This window comes from Nonomuraea pusilla, from assembly GCF_900109355.1.
GTDB lineage: Bacteria > Actinomycetota > Actinomycetes > Streptosporangiales > Streptosporangiaceae > Nonomuraea > Nonomuraea pusilla.
The window spans coordinates 474,784-493,701 of sequence record NZ_FOBF01000002.1 but is presented as its reverse complement, the minus strand read 5'-3'; the positions used below and the strand labels follow the sequence as shown (position 1 = coordinate 493,701).

The window sequence follows — 18,918 nt, the reverse complement described above, 5'->3', positions numbered from 1 at the left end:
CGTACGCGCTGCCGACCACCGTAGGGTCCGCCGCCCGCCCCATCAAATCCGGGCAGATTTTAAATCAGTCGCTTGACTTGCCGCCGCACGCCTGATTCTCTGGGCGACGTGAGCTGACTGGGGGAGGTCACGGTGAGTCAAGACAGCAGTGGTCAGGTGTTCGGCTACCCGATCCCCGGCGAGACGGCCCTGGAGCCGCCCGCCGCATGGGCCCGGCTGCGGCAGGAGTGCCCGGTGGCCCGGGTGCGGCTGCCGAGCGGCGACGAGGCGACGCTGCTCACCCGCTACGAGGACGTCAAGCAGGTCCTGGCCGACCCCCGCTTCACGCGCAGGCTCACGGCGGCCGACGCCGCCCGCGTGTCGGAGGCGGGCGGGGTGTTCGACGGCGACTTCGGCACCGCGATCCCGCCCGGCGGCGAAGGGCACCAGCGGTGGCGGAGGCTGGTCGGGCGGTGGTTCACCGCCAAGCGGATGACGGCGCTGCGGCCCGCCATCGAGGAGATGGCCGAGGGGCTCGTCGACGACATGGTCAAGCGCGGCGCACCGGCCGACCTGAAGGCGTGCCTGGGCTTCCCGCTCCCGGTGTACGTCATCTGCGAGCTGCTGGGCGTGCCCGCCGCCGACCGCGACAGGTTCTCCCACTGGTCCGACACCTTGCTCAACCTCACCAGGTACGGCAAGGCGGAGATCGCCGCCGCGCACGCCGAGTTCACGGCGTACATGACGGCGCATCTCACGGCCAAGCGGGAGCAACCGGGCGACGACCTGCTCAGCGAGCTGATCGCGGCCGGCGGTGAGGAGGACGGCGGGCTGTCCGACGCCGCGCTGGTGGCCACCGGCGTCGGGCTGCTGGTCGCCGGGCACGAGACCACCGCCAACATGATCGGCAAGATGACGGCCATGCTGCTGGCCGACCGCACCCGCTGGGAGCGGCTGCTCGCCGACCCGTCGCTGGTGCGCACGGCGGTGGAGGAGGCGCTGCGGTTCGACGCGAACGCGGGCTTCGGCCTGCCGCGCTACCTGGGGGAGGAGACCGAGATCGGCGGCGGGGTGCTGCCCGCGGGCACGACCGCGGTGTGCAACATGGCCGCCGCCAACCGTGACGACGCCGTCTTCGACCGGGCGGGGGAGATGGACCTCGGGCGCAGCCCGAACCCGCACCTCACGTTCGGTGTGGGGCCGCACTCCTGCCTGGGGCAGGCGCTGGCCCGCACCGAGCTACAGGCCGTGCTGACCGTGCTGCTGCGCAGGCTGCCGACGCTGGAGCTGGCCGTGCCGCCCGAGGAGCTCCGCCGCGTGGAGGGGCTCGTCGTGGGCGGGCTGCGCGACGTCCCCGTGCGGTGGTGACGGTGGCGGTCAGGGCCGAGCGGGTCGGAGCGACCCGGGAACGCATCCTCGCGGCGGCCGAGCGGCTGTTCGCCGAGCACGGCGTGGTGGCCGTCTCCAACCGGCAGGTCAGCGAGGCCGCCGGCCAGGGCAACAACGCCGCGGTCGGCTACCACTTCGGCACGAAGGCCGATCTGGTACGCGCCATCGTGCGCAGCCACGCCGAGCGGATCGAGGGCCTGCGGCGCCGGGCGCTGGGCGAGGCGGAGGGCTCGGCCGAGGTCCGCGACTGGGTGGCCTGCCTGGTACGCCCCATCACCGAGCACCTGGACGCGCTGGGCCGCCCCACCTGGTTCGCCCGGTTCGGGGCACAGGTGATGACCGACCCCGTGCTGCGCGGCATCATGATCGAGGAGGCGCTCACGTCGCCGTCGCTCGTCCGGATCGTCGAGGAGCTGGACCGGTGCCTGCCCGAGCTGCCGCCCGAGGTGCGGGCCGAGCGCAACGCGATGGCCAGCCAGCTGATGGTGCACATGTGCGCCGAACGCGAGCGGGCCCTGGCCGAGGGCCTGCCCACCCCGCGTCCGAGCTGGGACGATGCGGCCACCGGCCTCATCGACGCGATCACCGCTCTGTGGACGGCTCCCGTCACGGCGGTTCCGGCCCGCATGGGCGTCACCAGGCAGGAGGGCAGACGATGACCGACACGGCAGACGCGACGGAACTCCAGGCGTTCCCCGGCGTGCGGGCGGCGGGCTGCCCGTTCGACCCGCCGCCGGGGCTGCGGGCGCTGCAGGAGGAGGGCCCGCTCGCCAGGGTCAGGCTGTGGGACGGCAGCACGCCGTGGCTCGTCACCCGGTACGCCGAGCAGCGCGCGCTGCTCGCCGACCGCAGGGTGAGCGCCGACGTGACGCGTCCCGGCTACCCCAGGCACGTCCCGATCGGCGGCGGTTTCGCCAGCTTCATCCTCATGGACGACCCCGAGCACGCCCGCCTGCGCCGCATGGTGCAGGCGCCGTTCACGATCAGGCGGGTGGAGACGATGCGCCCGGCGGTGCAGCGCATCGTGGACGAGCTGATCGACGACCTGCTCGCCGGCCCCAAGCCCGTGGACCTGGTCGAGGCGTTCGCCCTGCCGGTGCCGTCGCTGGTGATCTGCGAGCTGCTCGGCGTCCCGTACGCCGACCACGCCTTCTTCCAGGACGCCAGCAAGACCGTCATCAGGCGGGACGCCCCGCCGGAGGAGCGTGCCGCCGCGGCGGCCAGGCTGACGGACTACCTGGACGGCCTCGTGGGCGACAAGCCGGCCCACCCCTCCGGCGACCTGCTGTCGCGCCTGACCGCCCGGGTCGAGTCGGGCGAGCTGACCAGACGCGAGGCCGCGCAGATGGGCGTGCTGCTGCTCATCGCCGGGCACGAGACCACCGCCAACATGATCGCCCTCGGCACCCTCGTCCTCCTGCGCAACCCCGCCGAGCTCGCCCTGCTGCGCGACGGCGGCGACCCCGAGCTGGTGGCGGGGGCCGTGGAGGAGCTGCTGCGCCACCTCACCATCACCCACAGCGGGCGCCGCCGGGTGGCGCTGGAGGACATCGAGATCGGCGGCCAGGTGATCCGCGCCGGCGAGGGCATCATCATGCCGAACGACATCGCCAACCGCGACCCCGGCGCCTTCCCCGACCCCGACCGCCTGGACGTGCGGCGCGACGCGCGCCGCCACATCGCGTTCGGCTTCGGCGTGCACCAGTGCCTCGGCCAGTCGCTCGCCCGCATGGAGCTGCAGGTCGTGTACGGCACCCTCTACCGGCGCGTCCCCACCCTGCGGCTGGCCGCCGACCTCGGCGACGTCCCGTTCAAGCACGACGGCCAGGTCTACGGCGTCTACGAGCTGCCCGTCACCTGGTGAGCGCGGCCAGGGGCCGGCCGCGAGGAAGAGGAGGCCCGCGCACAGGCACGGCGGCCTGCAGCGGGGGCGCGCGTCCGGACGCGGCGCGGGGGGCCGCGTGTCACAGGTGTGGAGATTCCCTGTCACGCGTAGATGCCGCCGATGCGCCGGAGTGAGCGGCGGTGCGCGGCTCCTTCCCTGAACAGGCATCCGCATTGACGTTGCTAGACATTTCAGTCATGATTGAAATGACTAGCCACGTCGAACGGAGCGAGCCGTGGAACATGTGACCTTCGGCAGCCTCGGCACCCTCTGCGCGGGTGTCGCCACCTTCCCGAGACGAGCGACCCGGTCCCCGGGCCGGTGCTCGGGCACGGCAGGGTGACGGTCAAGGAGGCCCTGGCGTTCTTCGCGCCGTACTTCGTCAGGGCCGGCTTCGCGGTGCCGGCCATCGGCTACCGCACGGTCGGTTCCAGCGAAGGCGGGCCGCGCGGCGTGGACCACCCGGAACGGCAGGTGGAGGACTTCCACCTGCGCAGGGCCCGGCTCGCGGACATCACCCCGACACCCGCCTACGAGTCGGTGGCCGCCATGACACAGTGAACCGGCACACGATCGACAAAGGAGAATCCGGCGATGAGCACTGAGGACCAGCGGGACCGGCTGCTTCGATGGGTGGAACGGGTGGCCGCCTTCTGCGTCGAGGAGTGGGGGCTGCCGCCCATCACCGGACGCATCCTCGGCTGGCTCATGATCTGCGATCCGGCCGAGCAGTCCGCCGGCCAGATCGCGGACGTCATCCAGGCCAGCCGGGCCTCGCTCACCTCGAACATGCGCTTCCTGACCACCATCGGCCTGGTCAAGAAGGTGAGAAGGCCCGGCGACCGCACCGCCTACTACCGCATCGAGGACGACGCCTGGCAGAAGGTCATCCAGCGCAAGCTCGAAAGCCTGAGCGCGTTCGGCGAGATCGCCGACGAAGGGCTCGACCTCGCCGGCGGCGAGGGGCGCCGCACAGAGCGCATCAAGGCCGCCCACGACTCCCTGACGTGGCTGCAGAACCTCGCAGCCCGCCATCCGCTACGCCGTTAAGGAAACCTCCATGCACCGCTGGCGACCCGAACTCGGGCTGATCCAGGAAACGCTGCTGATCACTCTCTACGCCAGAGCCCTGGACGCCAGGCGGCCCAGCCCGATCCTCGGCGACACGCTCTCCGCCGACCTGGCCGGCAACATCGACTACGACTTCGGCAAGCTGAAGGTCAAGCCCAACCTCGTCGTCACCACGGCACTGCGCGCCAGGAAACTGGACGACGCCGTCCGCGCCTACGTCGCCGCTCACCCCGGATGCGTGGTGCTCGACCTGGGCTGCGGCCTGGACACCAGGATGTCCCGCTGTGATCCACCACCGAGCGTCGACTGGTACGACATCGACTTCCCGGAAGTGGTGCACCTGCGATCCGCGTGTCTGCCCGGCCGTTCCCACCTGGTCGGAGCCGACCTCACCGACTCCGACTGGCTTACAGCCATTCCCGGAGACCGGCCGGCGATGATCGTCGCCGAGGGGCTGTTCCCCTTCATGTCCGGCGACTCCTTCCAGACGATGACCCGCGCGCTGGCCGACCGTTTCCCTTCGGGTGAGCTCGCGCTCAACGGCTACACCCGCTTCGCCGCCTGGGCCATGAAGTACCATCCGACCATCAAGGCACTCGGCATCGAAGCCGCCCAGGGCTTCGACGACCCGCGCGAGCCCGAGTCCTGGGGCGCCGGCCTCGAACTGGTCGAGGAGCAGTTGCTCACCCGCGCTCCGGAAGTAGCCGGATTCCCGCAACCCCTACGCGCGCTGACCCGTCTCACCGCCCGCAGCACGGCCTTGTCCCGGCAAGGGGCACGCGTTCTCCGCTACCGGTTCTGAGCCCTCGCGGGCGGCGGCGGCAAGCCGCGCGCCTTCAGCCTGTCACGTGCCGCCACCGGAAGAAGGTGGTCGCCGCCCTTGCTCCGGGCCGCCTCCGCACCTTATTGTCAAGGCATCGGTTGATAAAGAGGTTGGTTGATAAAGATGCCGGTTGATGACAACGAGGATCGCCTGGACCGGGCGTTCGCCGCGCTGGGCGATCCGGTCCGGCGTGCGCTGATCGCCCGGCTGTCGCGGGGCGAGGCGACCGTGAACGAGCTCGCCGAGCCGTTCCCGATCACCAAGCAGGCCGTCTCGCGGCACATCCAGGTGCTGGAGGCGGCCGGGCTGATCACGCGGAGCCGTGACGGCCAGCGCCGTCCGTGCCGGCTGAACCCGGCCGCGCTGGAGGAGCTGACGAGCTGGATCGACACCTACCGCCTCACCCGCGAGGGGCAGTTCCGGCGCCTCGACGACGTGCTCGACCAGATGAGGGAGCGGAAACCATGAGCGAGAACCCGACCACGATCACGGCCCAGCCCGGCAGCCCGTTCATCGAGGTCGTCCGCGACTTCGACGCGACCCCCGCGCAGCTCTTCCGCGCGTACACCGACCCCGAGCTGGTCACCCGCTGGCTCGGCCCGCGCGGGATCGAGATGCGCCTCATCGAGCACGACGCGCGCCCGGGCGGGACGTACCGCTACGCGCACCGCGACCGCGAGGGCGACGAGCACGTCTTCCACGGGGTCTTCCACACCGTCACCCCCGACGAGCGGATCACCAGACCTTCGAGCACGACGGCGCGCCCGATGTCGTCAGCCTCGACTCCGCGACGTTCGAGGACCTCGGCGGACGCACCCGGCTGCGGACCCGTTCCGTGTTCCCGTCCGTCGAGGCCCGCGACGCCATGATCGCCGGCGGGATGGAACGCGGCGTCCTCGACTCGATGGACCGCCTCGACGAGCTGACCCGCGACCCGGCCGAGGGCGGCCCGGAGGCGAGCGTGGTCGTCGTCGACATCTCGATGTCGCTCGACGGGTACGTCAGCGCGCCGGGCGTCGACCTCGAACACGGCCTGGGGGTGGGCGGCGAGCCGCTGCACGCCTGGGTGACGGACGGACGCACGCCGCGCGACGCGGAGATCCTCCACAGGTCCTTCACCGACACCGGAGCCGTCATCATGGGCCGGCGCACCTTCGACATCGTCGACGGGCCGCACGGATGGAACGACGAGGTGGGCTACGGCCACGACCAGGACCAGACCTCCGCTCCGCCCGTCTTCGTCGTCACCCACTCGCGGCCCGGGAAGGTGCGGCTGGGCGACCGGTTCAGGTTCGTCACCGAAGGGCTCGACAGCGCCGTGGAGCAGGCACGCGCCGCCGCCTGCGGCAAGGAGGTCGTGATCATGGGCGGTGGCGCGACCGCGCACCAGTTCCTGCGCGCCGGTCTGGTGGACGTGCTCAGGATCCACCTCGCCCCGATCATCCTCGGCGGCGGCACGCCGCTGTTCCCCGAGGGCATGCCGGAGTCGCTGCGGCTGGAGCCGCTCGCCTCGGTGTCCACCCCGGCCGCCGAGCACCTGACCTACCGCGTGCTCAAGTGAGGGCTTGGCCGAGCCCACGAACCAGCGTCCCGCTCGCCGTGGAACCGAACGAACAGCACGATTCCCTCCGGCTCTATCCTCGCTCGAAGTCGAGCCAGGAGGAACGTCCGTGTCGAAGCTGGATGAGGTCGGTGCGTGGTTGCGGCAGCGGTTGCCTGACCTGCTCACCGAGAACAAGGTGCCCGGAGCGGCCGTCGCGGTCTGCGCCGGTGACGAGACGGTCGAGGCCGCGGCGGGGGTGCTGAGCACGGCCACAGGCGTCGAGGCCACGACCGACTCCCTCTTCCAGATCGGCTCGATCACCAAGGTGTGGACCGCGACGCTGGCCATGCAGCTGGTCGACGAGGGGAAGCTGGACCTCGACGCCCCGGTGCGGGCCTACCTCCCCGAGTTCCGCGTCGCCGACGAGCGGGCAGCGGAGCGGATCACCGTGCGGCAGCTGATGTGTCATGTCGCGGGATTCGAGGGCGACGTCTTCACCGACACCGGCAAGGGCGACGACTGCCTGGAGAAGTACCTGGACGACCTGCGCCAGGTGCCGCAACTGTTCGAGCCCGGCGAGATGTTCTCGTACAACAACGCCGGCTACTGCGTGCTGGGCCGGATCGTCGAGGTCGTGCGGGGAGAGCCGTTCGACGTCTGCATGCGGACGCACCTGTTCTCGCCCCTGGGCCTGACCCATGCCGCGAACGATCCGTACGAGGCGATCCTCCACCGCACGGCGGTGGGACACATCGAGCGGACGCCGGGCGGCCCGGCCGAGCCGACCCCGGTCTGGGCGCTGGCGCGCTCGAACGCGCCGGCCGGGTCGATGCTGGCGATGCGCCCCCGCGACCTGCTGGCCTTCGCCCGCATGCACCTCGCCGGAGGCCTCGGGCCGGACGGCGCCCCCGTGCTGAGCCGGGCGGGTGTCAGCGCCATGCGGGAGCCGCAGGTCACGCTGCCCGACATCGACCAGGGCACCGCCTGGGGCTTGGGGTGGGAGCTCTTCGACCTTCCCGGCGGCCCGGTCTTCGGCCACGACGGCAACACCATCGGCCAGTCGGCGTTCCTGCGCGCGGTGCCGGGGAGCGGCGTGGCGGTGGCGATCCTCACCAACGGCGGCCTGCCGCGGCCGGTGCACGCCGAGATCGCCGGCCGCGTGCTCCACGACCTCGCCGGTGTCGAACTGCCCGGGGAGCCGATGCCCGATCCGGCCGCGCCCGCCGTGGACGCCTCCCGGTATGCCGGCACGTACCTGTCGAGCACGTGTGAGACCACGGTGAGCCAGGACGGGCAGGGGCGGCTGTGGCTGGAGCGCGTTCCCATCGGCATCACCGCCGAGCTGGACGAGGTGCCGTACCGGACGGAGCTGGTCGCCTGGCGCGGCGACACGTTCCTGCCGGTCGAGCCCGAACGCGGCGCTCGCGCGCCGCTCGCGTTCCTGGGCGACGACGGTGAGGGGCGCGCGGTGTACCTGCACACCGGGCGGGCCGACAGACGGGTGAACCCCTGAACGACCGGCGCCGTCGCCCGTTGTGATCAGTTCGTCCGGCCAGACGAACGCCGGCGTGAAGGTTCGATGAACGGAACGAACACCACCGGGTGCGCGCGTCCCACTATCGTCGGGTGGATTTGGAGAGCAGCGCCGTGAGCACGACCGATGGCGCCGAGAACGCGAGCGGGCCCGCGGATGCCGATCGCGTGCTGAGCATCCGCGAGCTGTCGGTCGAGATCCGGCGCGGTGAAAGGGTCGTCCGCCCCGTCTCGGACGTCAACCTCGTGCTGAACCGCGGCGAGACCCTGGGCATCGTCGGCGAGACCGGATCCGGCAAGTCCATGACCGGTCTGGCCGTCATGGGCATGCTGCCGGCCGGCGGCCGGGTGACCGGCGGATCGATCGTCCTGGACGGCGAGGAACTCGTCGGGCTTCCCCCGGCGCGGTACCGGGCCGTCCGCGGCAACGACGTCGCGATGGTGTTCCAGGACTCGATGACGGCGTTGAACCCGACCCGGCGGATCGGTGATCAGGTCGCCGAACCGGTGCGGCTGCACCGCGGCGCGTCGAAGCGGGCCGCGCGCCGGAGCGCCGAGGAGATGCTGGCCCTGGTCGGGCTGCCGCGGCCGGCCGAGCGGCTGGACGACTATCCGCATCAGCTCTCGGGCGGCATGCGGCAACGCGTGATGATCGCGATGGCGCTGGTGTGCGAGCCCAAGGTCGTCATCGCCGACGAGCCGACCACGGCGCTCGACGTCACGATCCAGGCGGAGATCCTCGACCTTCTCGACGACCTCAGGTCCCGGCTGGGCATGTCGATGATCCTCATCACGCACGACATGGGGGTGATCGCCCGGCACGCCGACCGCGTCGGCGTGATGTACGGCGGGCGCATGGCCGAGACCGCCCCGACGCCTGTGCTCTTCAGCCGGACGCGGCACCGCTACACGCACGCGCTGCTGTCCTCGATCCCCTCACTCACCCACGACAGGCGCGAGGAGCTCTTCAGCATCCCGGGCGCGCCGCCGGACCTGACCGTGGCCCAGGCCGGCTGCCCTTTCGCGCCGCGTTGTGACGCCGCGACCGATCGCTGCCGCGAGGAGCTGCCGGCCCCCTCGGCGGGGGAGGACGGCGCGGAGGACGGCCATGTCCACGCCTGCCTGCACCCGGTGTCCGGTCCGACGGCCAGGGTCCGCTCACGGTTCGCCGCCCCGCCGGCGATCCTCCCCGAGCGGGAAGCGGCGCCCCGATTGCGCGTCGTCGACCTCAGACGGGAGTACCCGGCGGGCGGCCCGGGGCTCTTCGGCGGGCGCCGCACCGTGAAGGCGGTGTCGGGCGTGAGCTTCGAGGTGGCGGCCGGCGAGACGTTCGGGCTCGTCGGAGAGTCCGGCTGCGGCAAGTCCTCACTGGGCAGGATGCTCGTGGCCCTGGACCGGCCCACCGCCGGTGAGGTGATCTTCGACGGCGAGCCGGTCAGCCGGATGAGCGCACGCGCGTTCGGGCCGCGCCGTGCCCAGCTGCAGATGATGTTCCAGGATTCGAACGCCTCCCTCGACCCCCGGATGCGCATCGGCACGATCCTGCGCGAGCCCCTGGCGATCCACGGCATCGGAAGTCGCGCCCAGCGGACCGTTCGTGCCCGCGAGTTGCTGCACGACGTGGGTCTGCCCGCGAGCGTCATGGAGCGCTACCCCTACGAGCTCTCCGGCGGGCAGCGCCAGCGGGTGGGCCTGGCCCGCGCGCTCGCCCTCGACCCGAAGGTGCTGGTCGCCGACGAGCCGGTCAGCGCGCTGGACGTCTCCATCCGCTCCCAGGTGCTCAACCTGATGCGCCGCGTCCAGCTGGAGCGCGGGCTCAGCAGCGTGGTGATCTCCCACGACCTCGCGGTCGTGCGGTACCTGGCCGACCGGGTCGGCGTCATGTACCTCGGCAAGCTGGTCGAGGTCGGCACGACCGACGAGGTGTACGGCGCCGCCGCCCACCCCTACACCGCGGGCCTGCTCGCGGCCGTCCTGGACGCGGACCCGGAAGCGCGGCGGCCGGAGGGGGTCGAGAGGGTGCGCGGCGAGCTGCCGAGCCCCATCGACCCGCCCAGCGGCTGCCGGCTCCGCACCCGGTGCGCGCTGGCGACCGGCCGGTGCGCCGAGGCGGAGCCTCCCTTGCAGGCGGTCACCGGCACCCACCAGGTCGCCTGCCACCACCCGTTGCGGAGAGGGGACTCACACTCATGACTTGGTACGTGGCCCGACGCCTGGTGATCTCCTTCCTCGTCCTGCTCGGGATCTCCGCGGTGGTCTTCTTCCTCCTGCACCTGGTTTCGGACAGCCCCGGGCGGGTCGTCCTGGGCCAGCGCGCCTCGCCCGAGGCGGTGGCGGACTTCAACCGCCAGCACGGGTTCGACCGCCCGGTCGTCGCGCAGTACGTCAGCTACCTCGGCCGGCTCGCGCAGGGCGACCTGGGCAGGTCGTACAAGCTGAACGAGGACGTGGGCACCCTGCTGTGGCAGAACGCCGGCCGCAGCGCGATGCTCTCGCTGGCCGGGCTGGTCCTGGCGCTGGTGATCGCCGTCCCGCTCGGCGTCCTGCAGGCGGTCAGACGCAACCGCGTCGTCGACCGGGTCGCCACGGCGGTGTCCTACGTGCTGTATGCGACGCCGTCGTTCCTCCTCGGCCTGATGCTGATCGCCGTCTTCAGCCAGAGCCTGCCCGTCTTCCCTGCCGAGGCCTCCCAGTCGCACTCGCCCTGGGTGGTCTTCACCGATCCGCGAGCGATGGCGCTCCCCGTCATCACGCTGGCGGTCACCAGCGTCGCGGTCTTCGCCCAGTACCAGCGCTCCTCCGCCCTGGACCAGCTCGGCCAGGACTACATCAGGGTCGCGCGGGCCAAGGGCCTCCCCGAACGGCTGATCCTGACCCGCCACCTGCTGCGCAACGCCTGCCTGCCGCTGATCACGCTGGTCGGCACGCTCGTCCCCACGCTCCTGGCGGGCAACCTGATCGTCGAGTCGCTCTTCAACTACCCCGGGCTGGGCCTGCTGTTCCTCAACAGCCTGCACCGCGAGGACTACCCGGTGCTCCTCGCCTACACCCTCATGGGCGGCGTCCTGACCGTGGCCGGCAACTTCGTCGCCGACCTCGCGGTCGCGGCCGCCGACCGCCGAATCGAGCTGAGCAAATGACCTCACACGCTGTGGACGCCGAGATCACGACGGCGAGAAACCCGGTCTCGGCGCTGCGCCGGCTGCGGCGGCATCCGCTCGGCCTCGCCGGCGGGCTGCTCCTGCTGCTCATCGCCGGGTTCTGCTTCCTCGGCCCGCTGCTCCACCCCACCAACCAGACCGACGTGGACCTGCTGAACGCGGCCCTGCCCCCCGGCCCCGGCCACCCGCTGGGGACGGACACGAACGGGTTCGACGTGCTCGGGCGGCTGATGGCAGGCGGGCAGGTGTCCCTGCAGATCGGGCTCCTCGCCGCGCTCTTCGCCACCACGATCGGCACGGTCTACGGCGCCGTCGCCGGGCTGGCCGGGGGCGTGGTCGACGGGTTCCTGATGCGGCTGGTCGACGTCATGCTGTCGATCCCCTTCCTGTTCTTCGTCCTGATCCTGTCGGCCCGCTTCCACGCGAACACGCTGTCGCTGAGCCTGGTCATCGGCGGGTTCTCCTGGCTGCTGTCGGCCCGGCTGGTCCGCGGCGAGGTCCTGACGCTGCGGGTACGGGAGTTCGTGCTGGCCGCACGGGTGATGGGCGCGTCCCGCCGGCGGATCATCCTCACCCACCTGATCCCGAACGCGCTCGGCGTGATCATCGTCAACATCACCTTCCAGGTCGCCGACGCGATCCTCGTCGTCGCCGCCCTGGGGTTCCTGGGCTTCGGCACGACGTACCCGACCGCGGACTGGGGCAGCCAGCTCGCCAGCGGCGTCACCTACATCTCCGCGGACTACTGGTGGCTGATCTACCCCGTCGGCGGCTGCATCGTCCTCACGGTGCTGGCGCTCAACCTGCTCGCGGACGCCCTCCGCGACGCGGTCGGACGACGGGCGGACTGAGCGCCGTCCGCGCACCTTCGATTCACATCACATGCAGGGAGCCATCAATGACACACGTCTCCGGTAGGCAGCTGTCCGCGGCGCTCGCCGCGATCGCCGTGCTCGCCACGGCGTGCACCGGCGGCGGGGGCTCGACGAAGGACGTCGCAGGCAGCTACGCCACCCCGCCGAAGCAGACGGGCACGCCCAAGGACGGCGGGACCGCCACGGTCGCGCTGACCCCGGGACTCAGCCCCAACTACATCTACCCCTACCCGCCGGCGTCCGCCAACGGGACCGTCATCGCCCGCGGGCTGATGTGGCGCTCCCTCTACCGGCCCAGCGGAGCGGGCGACCAGATCATCGACGCCGAGCTGAGCCTGGCCGAGCAGCCGTCCTACAGCCCCGACCGCAAGACCGTGACCATCAGGATGAGGGACTACACGTGGTCCAACGGCACCCCCGTCACGGCCGATGACGTCGTCTTCTCCTTCGCGCTGCTCAAGGCCGCGCTCGCGGAGAGCCCGGCCAACTGGAGCTTCTACACCCCGGGCCAGTTCCCCGACGGGGTCAGCGCCGAAGCCACCGCGCCGGACACGCTCACCCTCAGGCTGGAGACCGCGTACAACCCGTCGTACCTGCTGTCCATGCTGACGCTGCTGTACGTGATGCCCTCCAAGGAGTGGAACATCGCCCGCCCGGGAGGGCCGCACCTGGACTACACGCAGCCGAAGCACGCGAAGGCGATCTACAAGTACCTCACGAAGGAATCCGAGTCCCAGTCCACCTTCGCGAGCAACCCACTCTGGCAGGTGGTCAACGGCCCGTACCGGCTCAAGAGCTTCGACTCGACGACCGGCTCGTTCTCCCTGGTCCCCAACGAGTCCTACAAGGGTCCGGGTGACTCGCGACTCGACCAGATCGACTTCAAGGCCTTCACCTCCGCCGCCGCGGTGCTCAACCAGTTCAAGGCCGGCAACCTGACCGTCGGCACGCTCGACTCCAGCTTCATCACGCAGATCGGCGCGCTGAAGGCGAAGGGGTACAACGTCTACGGCGCGCCCGCGCCCGCCCGCTTCGACTCGCTGACCATCAACTTCAAGAACACCGCCGGCAACTTCGACAAGATCATCGCGCAGGCGTACGTCCGGCAGGCCCTGCAGCGCCTGATCGACCAGCAGGGGTACATCGCCAGCAGGGGCATCTACAACGGCGCCGGCTCCCCGAACTACAGCACCGCCGGCAACGGCTCCCCCTACCCGCCCGCGTTCGGCGACAAGGCACCCTTCCCGTACGATCCCGCCGCCGCCGAGAAGCTGCTCACGGACAACGGCTGGAAGGTGGTGCCGAACGGCTCCACCACCTGCGAACGCCCCGGCACCGGGCCGGGCGAGTGCGGGGCCGGCATCCCGCGGGGGCAGACGATCAGCTTCACCCTGGCCTCCGCCAACACCCCTGCCTACGTCGGCGCCCGCGACGTCGCGTTCGCGTCGGCGGCCAAGAAGCTCGGCATCGACGTGAAGATCGTGACCAAGGCGCTCAACTACATGTACGCCAACTACGGCAACACCTTCGCCCCCGCCACCACGAACGAGTGGGCGATGCAGGACTTCGGGCCGCTCTACCTCGCGGCCGGGTACCCGAGCAGCAACACGGTGTTCAACACGGAGGGCAGCTTCAACCTGGGCAGCTACCACAACGCCGAGGTGGACAAGTCGATCGACGCCTCGACGTTCGGGGCGGACGCGAAGGCCCTCTCGACCGAGGTGACCCGCCTCGCCGAGGACCTGCCCGTGCTCTTCCTCCCGACCCCTCACACCCTGGTGGTGTGGAAGGACACCCTGTCAGGTCCGCAGTCGTCGTTCAACGCCCTGCTCAGCTTCCTGTACACCCCGGAACTATGGTACTTCCACGACTAGTCCGCGACCTGGTCGGCGACGCGCGGGTGGTGGCCGTCGGCGAGGGCGCGCACAACATCACCGAGTTCTACGAACTCAAGGACCAGTTGCTCCGCGTCCTCGTCCAGGATCTCGGGTTCTCGGCCTTCGTGATGGAGTCCGGTTTCGCCGAGGGGCTCGCCGTCAACGCGTGGATCCACGGCGGTCCCGGGCAGGTCGAGCAGGTCGCCCGCGACGGCATCACCTACCGGTTCGGCGAGTGCGAGCCGATGCGGCGGCAGCTGCGCTGGATGCGCCGCGAGAAGGTCAGCTTCTACGGCATGGACCTTCCCGGCTCCTCCACGTCGCCCGGACCCGCCGTACGGGCCATCCTCGACCGGATCCCGGGCGACGAGGAGCTCCTGCGCCTGAGCGACCTGGGAGGCAGGACGGAGGCGGCGGTCCGCTACGCGGCCATGCCCGCCGCCGACCGCACCCGGCTGCTCGACGGTCTCCGCGAGCTGGTGGAGCGCGCGTCCCTGGCCGACGACGAGACCGTACGGCGGTGCGCGGCCTCGCTCCAGGCCTTCGTCGAGGAACTGGATCCGCCGCCGGCCGGGCCGTACCCGCGGGACGCGTTCATGGCGGACACCGTGAAGTGGGTCCTCGGGCGAGAGGACCGCATCGTCGTGAGCGCCCACAACGCGCACGTCCGGCGCACGCCGTTCCTGGGCCGGCCGATGATGGGCGGCCTGCTCGCCTCCTCGCTGGGAGCCGACCTCGTCGTCATCGGGATGACGTACGGCTCCGGCCCCGAGGTCCGGTTCACGCAGCGCTCCCCGCGCCCGTTCGACTGCGACGTCTCGCTCGAAGAGCGGACCCTGCCGCCGAACTGCGTCGAGTCGCGGCTGGACCGCGTCGGCGGGCCCGTGGCCGTCGTGGACCTCCGGCGGGCGCCGGGCGGCTTCTTCGACGGCGTCGAGGGCACGCTGGCCGGCGGCGGGATCGACCCCGTCGACGACTTCCCCGCGGCCTACGACGCGCTCATCCACGTCCGCCACGCCACCCGCGTCCCCGGCGCGTTCGAGCGCCTCCGCGCGGAGTTCGAGGAGTCAGCATGACCTACCCGCCCACCCGCACCGTCGAGGTCTTCGAGGACGTCGCGGGCGTCCGCGTGCCGGACCCGTACCGGTGGCTGGAGGAGGAGACACCCGAGGTACGGCGATGGCAGCGGCGGCAGGCCGAGCTCGCCGCCTCCGTCATCCACGACGGACAGGACCGGGAAACCGTCCGGGCCCTGATCGAGGCGTACGACAGCGGGTCCCGCCCGGCCCTGCCCAGATACGCGGCGGGCCGCTGGTTCCGCGCCGCCGGGTCCCTGGTCGTCGTCGCCGACGAGCCGTACGGCCCCGGACGACCGGTGATCGACCTGGCCGGGTTCGGCAGCGAGCGCAACCCCGCGTTCCTGTCCTGGCTGGCGCCCGCGCCGGACGGCCGCGTCCTGGCCCTGGGCGTCTGCACCGACGGCAGCGAGCACAACACCATCCGGCTCGTCGAGGTCGCCTCGGGGCGGGTGCTCGACGGCGCGCCCGAGCAGGTCCTGCACAGCGCGTGGGCCGGCGGCGTCTCGTGGCTGCCCGACAGCAGCGGCTTCTACTTCTTCGCCCTCACCGGCTCACCGCAGGAGTTCCGTCAGGAGGTGTTCCTCCACCGGCACGGCCGGACCACCGTGGAACCCGTCCCCGTCGGCGAGGGTTCCCGGGAGTACACGCTCGTGCAGATGTCGCCGGGCAGCCGGTGGGCCGTCGCCAGCCATCGGGTGGGCAGCCCGATCCCGGTCGCGGTCCGCGACCTGTCGGAGCCCGGCGCGGCGTGGCGGCCCTTCGTCACCGCGTGCCGAGGAACGATCGCGGGCCACGTCGTCGGCGACCACTACGTCGCCGTGACCGACGTCGGAGCTCCTCGCGGGCGGGTGGTCGCCATCCCGCTCGACGCGGCCGACCCCGACGACCCGGCCGGGTGGACCGAGCTCGTTCCCGAAGGCGACACGGTGCTGCGGTCCCTCACCCCGGTCGGCGAGCACCTGTACCTGAGCGAGTTCGACCAGACGTTCGCCAGGGTCCGGATCATCGACCGCTCCGGCGCCATCACCGGGGAGGTCCCTCTCCCCGGCCGCGGCGCGCTCGCCGCCCCCTTCTTCGCGCTGACCGCCCTGGCCGTCGGGACTCCCGCGGACGACTTCGTCTTCGCCTTCTCCACGCTGACCAGCTCGTGGGGCGTCTACCGGCACCGCCCCGGCGACACCGGGATCGAAACGCTGTCGGCCCCGGCGGTCACGCTCGACGCCGAGCTGGAAGCGGGGCAGGCCGTCGCGCCCGACGGGGTCGCGGTGCCGTACCACGTGGTGCGCCCGTCCGGGAGCGACCCGACGCGACCGGCGCCGACCCTGATCTCCGCGTACGGCGCGGCGAACGTGCCCCTCCTGCCCCAGTACCAGCCCGACCTGGCCGCCTTCGTCGCCGCCGGCGGCGTCCTCGTCCAGGCCTACCTGCGCGGGGGCGGCGAGTTCGGCCGGGACTGGTACCTGGCCGCGCACCGCGAGAAGCGCCACGTCCGCGACGGCGACCTCGTCGCGGTCGCCGAGCACCTCATCGCCGAGGGCGTCACGACCGCCGACCGGCTCGCGTTGACCGGTGGGTCCGACGGCGGCCTCATGTGCGGAGTCGCCGTCACCACCCGGCCCGACCTGTGGCGTGCCGTACTCCCGCGAGAGCCCCTGCTGGATCTCATCGGCGGCACCCGCGACCCCTACCTCGACTTCGTCATCCGCAAGGCATGGGCGGACCCCGACGATCCGGCGGAGGTCCGCCGGCTCCTGCGGCTGTCGCCGTACCAGCTGGTCAGCCCCGGCGTCTTCCCCGCGGTCTACATCCAGGCCGGGGCGACCGACCCCCGGTGCCGGCCCTGGCACGCGCGCAAGTTCGCCGCCCGGATGCAGGCCGCCCAGCAGGGGGACGCGCCGATCCTGCTGCACGTCTTCGACAACGCCGGGCACGGCGCGGCGACCGCCCACGACGTCGCGGTCGCGCAGGACACCGAGTGGCTGGCGTTCCTCGTCAAGACCCTCGGCCTGCCGGTGGGTCTCAGCCGTCCGAGGACGACCTGATCGACATCAGGCGCAGCTGCAGCATGGCGGACAGGCGCGCGTCCGGGTCCTTGAGGTCGATGCGGCCGACCTCGGCCGCGCGACGCAGCCGGTAGCGGAACGTGTTGGGGTGCACGTACATCGCGGCGGAGGCCACCACCACGTCGCCGAAGGCGTCGAGCCAGGCGCGCAGCGTCTCGACCAGGCTGCTCTGCTGCTCCTTGTCGTAGGCGGCGATGCGCGCGACGGCGCCGCTGGGGATGTCTCCGCGCGGAACGAGGTCGGCGAGTTCGAGCAGCAGCGCCTCGACGTGGACGTCGTCCAGGAGGGCTACCTGCCGCCCGCCGGCTCCGGACCGCAGGACGCGCAGCGCTCGTTCGGCCCCGGAGCGCGACCGGGCGAGCGCCGAACTGTCGGTGGCGAGCTGCCCCACCCCGACCAGCGGGCGCAGCCGGGAACCGACCCGGGCCAGGAACTGGCCCGCGATCCAGGCCGCCCGTTCCTCGCCGTCCTGCCGGGTCTGCGGAAGCGGGAGGATGCCGTAGGCGACGTCGCCGATCAGCGCCGCCGCGGCGCGCGGGTGCACGGCCGACAGGTGCATGGCGAAGGCGTCGGCGAGCCGCTTGCGTTCGGTGGCGAGCTGGGCGGGCAGGGGATGCTCGCCCGGCGGGCCGACGACGGTGAGCGCGAGGACGACCGCGGGCTCGTCCTTCAGCCCGAGGCGGCGGACCGCCTCCAGCGACCCCGGCCCGCTCTCCAGTGCGGTGCTCAGCAGCTCCGCGCGCAGCCGCCGTTCCCTGTCCGAATCGGCACGCTGCCACACCATGTGCATCGCGACGAGCTTGGACGCCTCGTAGAGCGCCTCGCCGTGCTCCTCGCTCAGGGGCTCGGGGACGACCACCCAGATCGTGCCGAGGATCTCGTCCCCGGCGCGCACGGCGATCGCCGCGCGGGGCAGTTCGCCCGTCTCCGGCAGCGGCGCCACGAAGACCGGCCTGTCGCTGCGATAGATCGCCTGGAACACCCCGCGCTCCTCCAGGATGCCGGTGTAGTGCTCCGGCACCTGCCGGCCCAGGATCGTCTGGACCCGCGACGGGTCCGCCTCCTCCTGCCGGCTGGAGAAGGCCAGCAGGCGCGAGTTGCGGTCCTCGATGGTGACCGGCGCGTCGAGCAGCGCGGCGATGGCGTTGGCGACCGAGAAGAGGTCACCGGAGCGGATCCGGCCGAGCGTGTGGGCGTCGGCCTGGTCCAGGCCGCTCTCGGCGGTCAGCACCCGGAGCATCCCCGCCAGGTGCGTCCACGACGCGCCGCGGGCGAACGCGAGGACCGCCACCCCCGATTCGCGCGCCGCCGCGACGAGCCGCTCGTCGGGGACGACGGGCGCGCGGACCACCAGCCCGGCGGCGTCGCGCTGCCCGAGCCGCCGCACGACCCGCGCGATGTCGGCGGGGTCGTGCAGGCCGACGCCCATCACCAGCGCGTTGCCCGGCAGCTCCGGCTCGTCGAGCGGGTCGTAGATGACGACGCCCCCGATGTCGCCGGCCTGCTCGACATCGCCGCAGACCACGTCGAGCAGCGTGGTGCCGAGTTCCTCCAGGACGCGTGCGAGGCTGGCTCGCGGGAGACCGCTCACGGGGACGGGCACGCGTCCGACGTCAGCGCGGCGCCGGTGGGTCGTCGTT

17 protein-coding genes are annotated in these 18,918 nt (G+C 71.9%); 16 read left to right on the top strand and 1 reads right to left on the bottom strand.

The genetic code is table 11. The annotated features are described in order from the left end of the window. Positions 1–132 precede the first annotated feature (132 nt). The 16 genes from BMX74_RS05185 to BMX74_RS05115 all read left to right on the top strand — a co-directional run bounded on the left by BMX74_RS05185 (position 133) and on the right by BMX74_RS05115 (position 17,257). Positions 133–1,347 (top strand): cytochrome P450, encoded by a 1,215-nt coding sequence (locus BMX74_RS05185; RefSeq protein WP_091098652.1) that lies wholly within the window; start codon positions 133–135, stop codon positions 1,345–1,347. Next, positions 1,341–2,027 carry a TetR/AcrR family transcriptional regulator gene (locus tag BMX74_RS05180; protein ID WP_091098649.1) on the top strand — a complete coding sequence of 229 codons (687 nt, stop codon included), beginning with the start codon at positions 1,341–1,343 and terminating at the stop codon, positions 2,025–2,027. The genes BMX74_RS05185 and BMX74_RS05180 overlap by 7 nt, the downstream gene beginning before the upstream one ends. Further along, the gene (locus BMX74_RS05175) at positions 2,024–3,232 is read left to right on the top strand and encodes a cytochrome P450 (RefSeq protein ID WP_091098648.1); all 1,209 of its coding nucleotides are present in this window, start codon (positions 2,024–2,026) and stop codon (positions 3,230–3,232) included. The genes BMX74_RS05180 and BMX74_RS05175 overlap by 4 nt, the downstream gene beginning before the upstream one ends. A 360-nt stretch (positions 3,233–3,592) precedes the next feature. Further along, positions 3,593–3,814 (top strand): hypothetical protein, encoded by a 222-nt coding sequence (locus tag BMX74_RS43830; protein WP_177227226.1) that lies wholly within the window; start codon positions 3,593–3,595, stop codon positions 3,812–3,814. 33 nt (positions 3,815–3,847) lie between these two features. Next, complete coding sequence (locus BMX74_RS05165; protein ID WP_091098645.1) at positions 3,848–4,303, top strand: GbsR/MarR family transcriptional regulator; 456 nt, start codon at positions 3,848–3,850, stop codon at positions 4,301–4,303. A 10-nt stretch (positions 4,304–4,313) separates the two neighbouring features. Further along, entirely contained in the window at positions 4,314–5,126 is an 813-nt protein-coding gene (locus tag BMX74_RS05160; RefSeq protein WP_091098643.1) for a class I SAM-dependent methyltransferase, read from the top strand. A gap of 144 nt (positions 5,127–5,270) precedes the next feature. Further along, a complete protein-coding gene (locus BMX74_RS05155; protein ID WP_055501841.1) occupies positions 5,271–5,615 on the top strand; it encodes an ArsR/SmtB family transcription factor in 345 nt (114 codons plus the stop codon). Then, the gene (locus BMX74_RS44880) at positions 5,612–6,016 is read left to right on the top strand and encodes an SRPBCC domain-containing protein (RefSeq protein WP_256256781.1); all 405 of its coding nucleotides are present in this window, start codon (positions 5,612–5,614) and stop codon (positions 6,014–6,016) included. The genes BMX74_RS05155 and BMX74_RS44880 overlap by 4 nt, the downstream gene beginning before the upstream one ends. Next, positions 5,983–6,708 (top strand): dihydrofolate reductase family protein, encoded by a 726-nt coding sequence (locus BMX74_RS44875; protein WP_256256780.1) that lies wholly within the window; start codon positions 5,983–5,985, stop codon positions 6,706–6,708. The genes BMX74_RS44880 and BMX74_RS44875 overlap by 34 nt, the downstream gene beginning before the upstream one ends. Before the next feature lie 109 nt (positions 6,709–6,817). Beyond that, on the top strand, positions 6,818–8,203 hold the full coding sequence (locus BMX74_RS05145; RefSeq protein ID WP_091098641.1) for a serine hydrolase domain-containing protein: 1,386 nt from the start codon (positions 6,818–6,820) through the stop codon (positions 8,201–8,203). Positions 8,204–8,337: 134 nt separating this feature from the next. Beyond that, the gene (locus tag BMX74_RS05140; RefSeq protein ID WP_091098639.1) at positions 8,338–10,416 is read left to right on the top strand and encodes a dipeptide ABC transporter ATP-binding protein; all 2,079 of its coding nucleotides are present in this window, start codon (positions 8,338–8,340) and stop codon (positions 10,414–10,416) included. Continuing rightward, positions 10,413–11,363: an ABC transporter permease gene (locus tag BMX74_RS05135; protein ID WP_055501839.1), complete on the top strand. Its 951-nt coding sequence runs from the start codon at positions 10,413–10,415 to the stop codon at positions 11,361–11,363. The genes BMX74_RS05140 and BMX74_RS05135 overlap by 4 nt, the downstream gene beginning before the upstream one ends. Beyond that, complete coding sequence (locus BMX74_RS05130) at positions 11,360–12,235, top strand: ABC transporter permease (protein WP_082534689.1); 876 nt, start codon at positions 11,360–11,362, stop codon at positions 12,233–12,235. Before BMX74_RS05135 ends, BMX74_RS05130 begins: the two co-directional genes overlap by 4 nt. Before the next feature lie 47 nt (positions 12,236–12,282). Next, a complete protein-coding gene (locus BMX74_RS05125) occupies positions 12,283–14,133 on the top strand; it encodes an ABC transporter substrate-binding protein (RefSeq protein WP_055501838.1) in 1,851 nt (616 codons plus the stop codon). Further along, positions 14,115–15,212, top strand: coding sequence for an erythromycin esterase family protein (locus tag BMX74_RS05120; RefSeq protein WP_091098636.1), 1,098 nt, complete (start codon positions 14,115–14,117; stop codon positions 15,210–15,212). The genes BMX74_RS05125 and BMX74_RS05120 overlap by 19 nt, the downstream gene beginning before the upstream one ends. Continuing rightward, a complete protein-coding gene (locus BMX74_RS05115; RefSeq protein WP_091098633.1) occupies positions 15,209–17,257 on the top strand; it encodes a prolyl oligopeptidase family serine peptidase in 2,049 nt (682 codons plus the stop codon). Before BMX74_RS05120 ends, BMX74_RS05115 begins: the two co-directional genes overlap by 4 nt. Here BMX74_RS05115 and BMX74_RS05110 read toward each other — a convergent pair. Further along, positions 17,235–18,881: a helix-turn-helix domain-containing protein gene (locus tag BMX74_RS05110; RefSeq protein WP_201784445.1), complete on the bottom strand. Its 1,647-nt coding sequence runs from the start codon at positions 18,879–18,881 to the stop codon at positions 17,235–17,237. The two genes, BMX74_RS05115 and BMX74_RS05110, sit on opposite strands and share 23 nt — an antisense overlap. Positions 18,882–18,918: the final 37 nt, after the last annotated feature.

Bases quoted from the DNA above. Each gene is read 5' to 3' on its own strand.
- BMX74_RS05125 (WP_055501838.1), top strand. From the start codon at position 12,283: ATGACACACGTCTCCGGTAGGCAGCTGTCCGCGGCGCTCGCCGCGATC.
- BMX74_RS05115 (WP_091098633.1), top strand. From the start codon at position 15,209: ATGACCTACCCGCCCACCCGCACCGTCGAGGTCTTCGAGGACGTCGCG.
- BMX74_RS05155 (WP_055501841.1), top strand. From the start codon at position 5,271: ATGCCGGTTGATGACAACGAGGATCGCCTGGACCGGGCGTTCGCCGCG.
- BMX74_RS05135 (WP_055501839.1), top strand. From the start codon at position 10,413: ATGACTTGGTACGTGGCCCGACGCCTGGTGATCTCCTTCCTCGTCCTG.
- BMX74_RS05120 (WP_091098636.1), top strand. From the start codon at position 14,115: ATGGTACTTCCACGACTAGTCCGCGACCTGGTCGGCGACGCGCGGGTG.
- BMX74_RS44880 (WP_256256781.1), top strand. From the start codon at position 5,612: ATGAGCGAGAACCCGACCACGATCACGGCCCAGCCCGGCAGCCCGTTC.
- BMX74_RS05130 (WP_082534689.1), top strand. From the start codon at position 11,360: ATGACCTCACACGCTGTGGACGCCGAGATCACGACGGCGAGAAACCCG.
- BMX74_RS05175 (WP_091098648.1), top strand. From the start codon at position 2,024: ATGACCGACACGGCAGACGCGACGGAACTCCAGGCGTTCCCCGGCGTG.
- BMX74_RS05165 (WP_091098645.1), top strand. From the start codon at position 3,848: ATGAGCACTGAGGACCAGCGGGACCGGCTGCTTCGATGGGTGGAACGG.
- BMX74_RS05160 (WP_091098643.1), top strand. From the start codon at position 4,314: ATGCACCGCTGGCGACCCGAACTCGGGCTGATCCAGGAAACGCTGCTG.